General features: G+C 37.5%; 5 protein-coding genes and 1 pseudogene. All 6 read right to left on the bottom strand.

Annotated elements, in window-relative coordinates; all coding sequences use genetic code 11:
* Positions 1-794: pseudogene (locus tag ACJMMI_RS00845) on the bottom strand (hypothetical protein); the annotation flags it as partial.
* Positions 795-833: 39 nt separating this feature from the next.
* A complete protein-coding gene (locus ACJMMI_RS00840) occupies positions 834-1,400 on the bottom strand; it encodes a She9 / Mdm33 family protein (RefSeq protein ID WP_405352630.1) in 567 nt (188 codons plus the stop codon).
* Between the two features lie 210 nt (positions 1,401-1,610).
* The gene (locus tag ACJMMI_RS00835; protein ID WP_405352628.1) at positions 1,611-3,728 is read right to left on the bottom strand and encodes a heavy metal translocating P-type ATPase; all 2,118 of its coding nucleotides are present in this window, start codon (positions 3,726-3,728) and stop codon (positions 1,611-1,613) included.
* The gene (locus tag ACJMMI_RS00830) at positions 3,728-3,982 is read right to left on the bottom strand and encodes a DUF1490 domain-containing protein (protein WP_405352625.1); all 255 of its coding nucleotides are present in this window, start codon (positions 3,980-3,982) and stop codon (positions 3,728-3,730) included. The genes ACJMMI_RS00835 and ACJMMI_RS00830 overlap by 1 nt, the downstream gene beginning before the upstream one ends.
* A gap of 95 nt (positions 3,983-4,077) precedes the next feature.
* Positions 4,078-4,857, bottom strand: coding sequence for a ZIP family metal transporter (locus ACJMMI_RS00825; protein WP_405352624.1), 780 nt, complete (start codon positions 4,855-4,857; stop codon positions 4,078-4,080).
* 256 nt (positions 4,858-5,113) lie between these two features.
* Positions 5,114-6,218, bottom strand: a 1,105-nt coding sequence (locus ACJMMI_RS00820; protein WP_405352622.1) for a PucR family transcriptional regulator, incomplete at its 5' end; no start/stop codon positions are given.

The raw sequence follows: 6,218 nt of genomic DNA, 5'->3' as shown, positions 1-6,218 counted from the left end.
ATGCCAAAAGCTAATAAATCAAATCCAGCCATTCCCAATGATATTCCGCCAAATATTTTGGAAACTATTGGGATTGCTTTTGCTGTTGAACCAAGGAAACTCAAAACTTTGCATGAACTTCCAAGAACTTGTCCTACACCGCCAATTCCTCCGAACAAGGCTCCTGTCACAGCTCCGCTTAATGCTCCGTCTGCAAAGCCTTCTAAGAATGAGCCTCCGCTTATTACACTGGTGATGCCTCCTATTATACCACCAAATGCTCCTCCTATCAAGGCTCCCCAGAATGCTCCCGCAAGAATTACTGCTAAAGTTCCTCCTGTCAAAACTGTTGCAATTCCTAATGCCACTACTATTAAAACTGCTACAACAATTTTTACTATTGACTTCCAGTTATCTTTGCACCATTCACTAACCGATTTTACACCATCACAGATTTTTTCCCAACCATTTTTTTCACTCTCCGGCTTCAGATAATTGTATTTATTGTAAAAATCATCTTTTCTCTGATTTATAATTTCTGCTACTTCATTATCTATTCGTTCTGTTTCAGTGATAAACTGCTCACTGTTGTTTTGAAAAGTTTCAAGTGACGCTACTTTAGTATCCTGCGTTTGTGTGGAAGTTGATATTGCACTTATAGCTTCATCAAGATTGCAAATACTTTTATTTACCTGCAATGTTTTATTTTTTAGGTTAGCAAGCTCTGACTTATAATCTGTTACTTTACTTTTCACATCTTTTATTAGTCCGGGCATACTATTGATTTTACTTGCATACAACTTTATTGTTGCCATTTTTTCACCTCAATAATAAAAATTAAATATGATCTATTCTCATACCTCCTGCATCATTTTCCTTCTGTAATATTCCATATTATAATTATTACTGTTTTTTTGTTGTTTCCAGTATGATATATCTGAATTTGCTTTTCTTATACCAGAATCAATACCTTGTAAATCACTATTAGCACAACTCAAATTACTTCGCAACTCATTGAGTCTTGTGCTAAGATTGTACTTCTTTGTTTTAAAAATTGAAAGTATGTTATTTAATTTATTTTTTGTTTGTGTCGTTTCTTCACTATATATTTCAGATAAATTTTTGCTTTTTACATTACTTGAGTTTACCATTCCCGTAAAATTCACAGAAGCATCTCTTGTTTTATTTTCTACTGCAACAAGCTTTGTGTTCAAACTCGTTTCACTCTTTAAAATTTCCTCTAAATTTTCAAGTGCAGTCTGTGTATTATTTATATCGACATTAAGCTTATTAATTGTATTAACTTTTTGCTGTCTTTGATTTTTCAGGTTATAAATTCTGTTATTACAATTATTTATTTCATAACAGGAATCATAATATTTTTGACGATAATATTTGTACCAATATTCATTATCAGACATACTAAAACCTCCTAATAAAAATTTTATATATATTTATTTATTGTGTGTGATATTATATCACATTGATTTATGAAATAAAATACAATGTGACAATAATATACTAAATTTTAACATTTTACATATTATATGTCAATGACAATTTAATGTTCTTGTTTCAATAAAAACAAAAACCGCCTTGAGTAATAAAACCCAAAGCGGTAAGATTATAGATTAATTATTCTCTTTTGGCTTTCTGCGTTTATGCTTTTTCTCTGTAAGCGGAGTCATACTCCTTGCACAGATCAGCATTGTCGAAGAATTGTGCAGTAATGCGGACATTGACGGAGAGATGAGCCCTAAAAATCCTGATGCCATTAATGCTGAATTAAAGCCGACTATAAATCTGTAGTTACGATTAATTCTATCCATTAAAGCCTTACTTATTGTTCTGATTCGAGCAAGCTCGGTAAGGTCAGCACCCTTGATTGTAATATCTGCGGTTTCCCTTGCAATATCGGAGGCATCTCTCATAGCAACAGACACATTTGCCGCTGCAAGAGCAGGTGTATCATTAATGCCGTCACCGACCATAATTACACCCTTGCCGATCTTCTTGAGTTCTTCAACATATTTATGCTTATCCTCAGGGAGTACCTGACATCTGTATTCGGTAATACCGAGCATCTCGGCGGTCATCTGAGCAGCTTTCTGACTGTCACCTGTCAGCATAATAACTCTTTCAATACCCTGATTTCTGAGCATTTCAATAGCCTTTCCCGCTTCTGCTCGTGGCGGATCACTGATGCACAACGCACCGACAAGCTCTCCGCCAATGGCAAGGTAAAGCACAGAACAAGCACCTGACTTTTCATCAATAATGCTCTGCTGTTCTTCTGTTACAGTTATCTGCTCGTCCTCAACAACAAAATGCTTACTGCCTATTACAGTCTTTTTGCCGTGAAGTGTAGTTGCTATGCCATGAGCAACTATATATTCAACATCGGTATGTTCTTCTATATGAGAAAGTCCTCTTTCGTTTGCCGCATTCACAACAGCATTTGCTACGCTGTGCGGGAAATGCTCTTCAAGGCAAGCGGCAATTTTAAGGATTTCGTCCTCTGAATAATCGCAGAAAGAAATCACCTTTTCAAGCTTCGGCTCTGCATTTGTGAGTGTACCTGTCTTATCAAAAACAATGGTATCTGCCTGTGCATATGCCTCAAGGTACTTGCCGCCCTTTACGGTAATATCGTGGTCGGCAGCCTCTTTGATTGCAGAAATAACGGCAATCGGAGTTGAGAGCTTGATAGCACAGGAATAGTCAACCATAAGCAGAGATACCGCCTTAGTAATATTCCTTGTCAGAACTAAAGTAGCCAAAAAGCCTAAAAAGCTGAACGGAACAATTCTGTCCGCCAAAGTTTCGGCACGGCTCTGCACGCCTGCTTTCAGATTCTCTGAATTATCAATAAGCTCAATAATTCTGCTGATTTTGGTATTTGATGAAAGAGCCTTTACATTAACTACAATGTTGCCCTCTTCAACTACAGTACCTGCAAATACAGTTATGCCCTCTCTCTTTGCTACCGGAAGAGGTTCACCTGTCATGGAAGCCTCATTGACAGTAGCTTCACCGGAAACTACTACACCGTCAACAGGGATAACATTGCCTGTCTGAACTCTGATGTTGTCACCCTCTGTAAGGTCAGACATAGGAATAAGCACATCTGCACCGTCATCGGTTACAAGCCATACCTTGTCAGCTTTGATTGCAAGGCTATCGGTAAGCACAGCCTTTGTACGAGCGTGAGTGTAGTCCTCAAGCATACCGGATACGGAAAGCAGGAACATTATTGTACCTGCGGTTTTAAAGTTTTTCTGCAACATACAAGTAACAATAGACGCACCGTCAAGCACATCAACATTAAGCTTGCAGTTCCAAAGTGCTTTTAAAGCTTTCTTTATGTAGCGAATACTTCTGTATATTGTAATCACAGTTCTGATTGGTGCAGGCAAAATTAAATTCTGCAAAAATCGTTTTGCCACACAAGAAATCAGACTGCGTTTAAAGTTGTTGTCAATATCCTCTACGCTGATAGTTTTCTTAGCTTCCACAGCAACAAGCGAGCTACGCTTAATTGACGCTACTGTATCAATTACGCTTTGGCGACAGCCGTTATCGTACATAACAAGAATACCGCCGTTTTCAGAATTGACCTCAACCTTTTTTACATAATCTTTTTCAATTAATAAATTATAAATATAACCCTCATACGCCTTATCAAAAGCATATGCACCGCAGCGAAATCTAATTCGCTGCGGCTTATCATACACAATAGAATATTTCATTATTCTTCAACTTCTGCCTGTACTTCTTCTGAAATGCCTGCCTCAGTCTTTGCGTCATAGCAAAGGTCAGCTGCCTCGTCCTTCATGCTCTGGAACTTTGCCTTAGCGTCCTTCTGGAGCTTCATACCTTTAGCAAGACCTGTTACTGCAGCACTACGAGTTTTTGGTGAGGTAAATACTTTTTTACCAACAATAACTGCTGCTGCACCTGCAACAACGCACCATAATTTTTCATTTTTTAAAAAATTCTTCATAACTGTTCCTCCTAAGATTTAAGATAATTATATTATACTCATTTGTCACAATTTGTCAATACTGTTAGAAAAACCTAACTGAAATTTGTAGATTATCACAAACTAACATCTAAAATCATCATAATTACAAAGCCAACGGCAACTCCTACTGTACCGATATTTGAGTGATTTCCGCTTTGTGATTCGGGTATAAGCTCCTCTGTAACTACATAGATCATAGCTCCGGCAGCAAAGGATAAAAGATACGGCAAAATTTGAGTAACAAGTCCTGCAAATATTAATGTAAGCATTGCTCCTATAGGCTCTACCACTCCCGAAATTACTCCGTAGTAAAATGATTTTGCTTTGCCACAGCCGCCGTCCTTTAATGGCAATGAAATAATTGCACCCTCGGGAAAATTCTGAATTGCTATTCCTACGGCAAGCGAAACTGCTCCTGCAACCGTTATTCCTGTGTTTTCGGTAATTGCACCGGCAAGTGTTACACCCACTGCCATACCCTCGGGTATATTGTGCAAGGTAACGGCAAGCACAAGCATTGTGTTTTTAGAAAGCCTTGACTTTACACCTTCCGGCTTGTCACTGTTCATATGCAAGTGTGGAATTACGCTGTCGAGCAAAAGCAAAAATCCTATGCCAAGCAAAAAGCCGACAGTTGCAGGCAGCCAAGCAATTACATTTTGCCTTTCCGACATTTCAATAGACGGAATAATCAGCGACCATACAGACGCCGCTACCATTACTCCCGAGGCAAAACCGAGCAAAAATTTCTGGAATTTTTCGTTGATTTTATTTCTTGTAAAAAACACCATTGCCGAACCTAATGATGTTCCCAAAAAAGGGATTAATAATATTGATATTTCTTGTAAAAGCATTTGCCACCTCCCTTAGTTACTGTTTTATAGTATGCAAAACAGTCGTTCTGTATATTATATTTTCTGTTATGTTCTGCTTTCAATAAATAAAGTTAGTTGAAACTAACCTTTATTAAAAATTATACTTATTCTATATGAATTTGTCAAGAAGTTATTACCAATAAAATCACATAAAGCAAGGCATTGCAACATACATTGCTGCAACGCCCTATTTTTTATGACAACAAAAATGAATACTGAATTAAGCTTAGAAAAATCAAAGCACATCTTTTATTTCAAACGCTAAGATTAGTTTAAAGCGTTCTTCAAAGGTTTTTAAATTATTACCGAGAATTTTTTTAATTTTAGCAAGCTGATAATTAATGGTGTTGCGGTGCACAAAGGTTTCTTCCGCTACCCTCTGCACACTGCCGTCATACTTCAGATACAACCTTAAAAAATTGAGATAATCTGTTCCGTTGTCCCTGTCGTAAACCTCAAGCTTCTTTAGATTTTCGTTGTAAATGCTTTCAAGCAATGAGTTATCATCTACCGCAAGAATCAGCTTTTTTATTTCGAGCTTATCGTAAAAAATCGGTGTAAGCTCTCTTCGTTGTGAAAGCTTTAACATTTTAAGCACAATCTGGTATGCCTTTGACAGCGACTTGATTTTGCAATCACCCTTGCTCACTGCAATGTAGAGTCTGTTTACACTCATAAACTTTTCCTGCTCTGCTTGCAATTTTCCCGCAAGGCTTTCGATTTCTTCGTTTGTAAAATCACTCAGTACATAAAAAAGACTGTTGTCAACCTTAAAACCACCCCAATGCTTTTTGTAGGAATAAATAATTCTTTCAAATGCTGTTTCAGGTTTGAGTGTTGAAATATTGTCTGCCATATCAACTTTTATGCCAATAATCGCATAGCTTGCATCGGCAGAAAAATCGTTACATTCAAGCACAGGTATGTACTTCTCGTAATCACCCGGAAAGAAGATGAAATTCTTGAGTGCGTCACCAATGCTCTCTTCCTTACGCTCATTGAGAATAATCTGATTGCAAAAATCTCGTGAAATATCCACAATTCTCGTTTTCCAAGGAATATCAAGAAGAGGAAACTGATTTTCATTGCAATAGCTTATAACCTCCTGCGGAATACTTTTAATGTATGGGCCGATATTAAGAACCAGTCCGCTGACTTGATTTTCAATGAGGTTTTTTACAAATGGCAACATCCAATCCTGTCCCTTATTTGCTATACCTGTTGAAAAAATTAACTCACCGCCATGCAAAAAGTCGCTGACCTCAATGTCCTCTACCGAATGTACCCATTGAACAATGTTTGTCATTCCCTCTTTGCCGGCTATTACTCTCATTCCGTAA

The sequence above is a fragment of the Ruminococcus sp. genome (assembly GCF_045129435.1).
Lineage (GTDB): Bacteria > Bacillota > Clostridia > Oscillospirales > Acutalibacteraceae > Ruminococcoides.
Note: the sequence above shows the minus strand (reverse complement) of the source record. Positions and strands in the feature narration are given on the sequence as shown.

Coding starts and splice junctions, on each gene's coding strand:
- ACJMMI_RS00825 (WP_405352624.1), bottom strand. CDS start 4,857: ATGCTTTTACAAGAAATATCAATATTATTAATCCCTTTTTTGGGAACA.
- ACJMMI_RS00840 (WP_405352630.1), bottom strand. CDS start 1,400: ATGTCTGATAATGAATATTGGTACAAATATTATCGTCAAAAATATTAT.
- ACJMMI_RS00835 (WP_405352628.1), bottom strand. CDS start 3,728: ATGAAATATTCTATTGTGTATGATAAGCCGCAGCGAATTAGATTTCGC.
- ACJMMI_RS00830 (WP_405352625.1), bottom strand. CDS start 3,982: ATGAAGAATTTTTTAAAAAATGAAAAATTATGGTGCGTTGTTGCAGGT.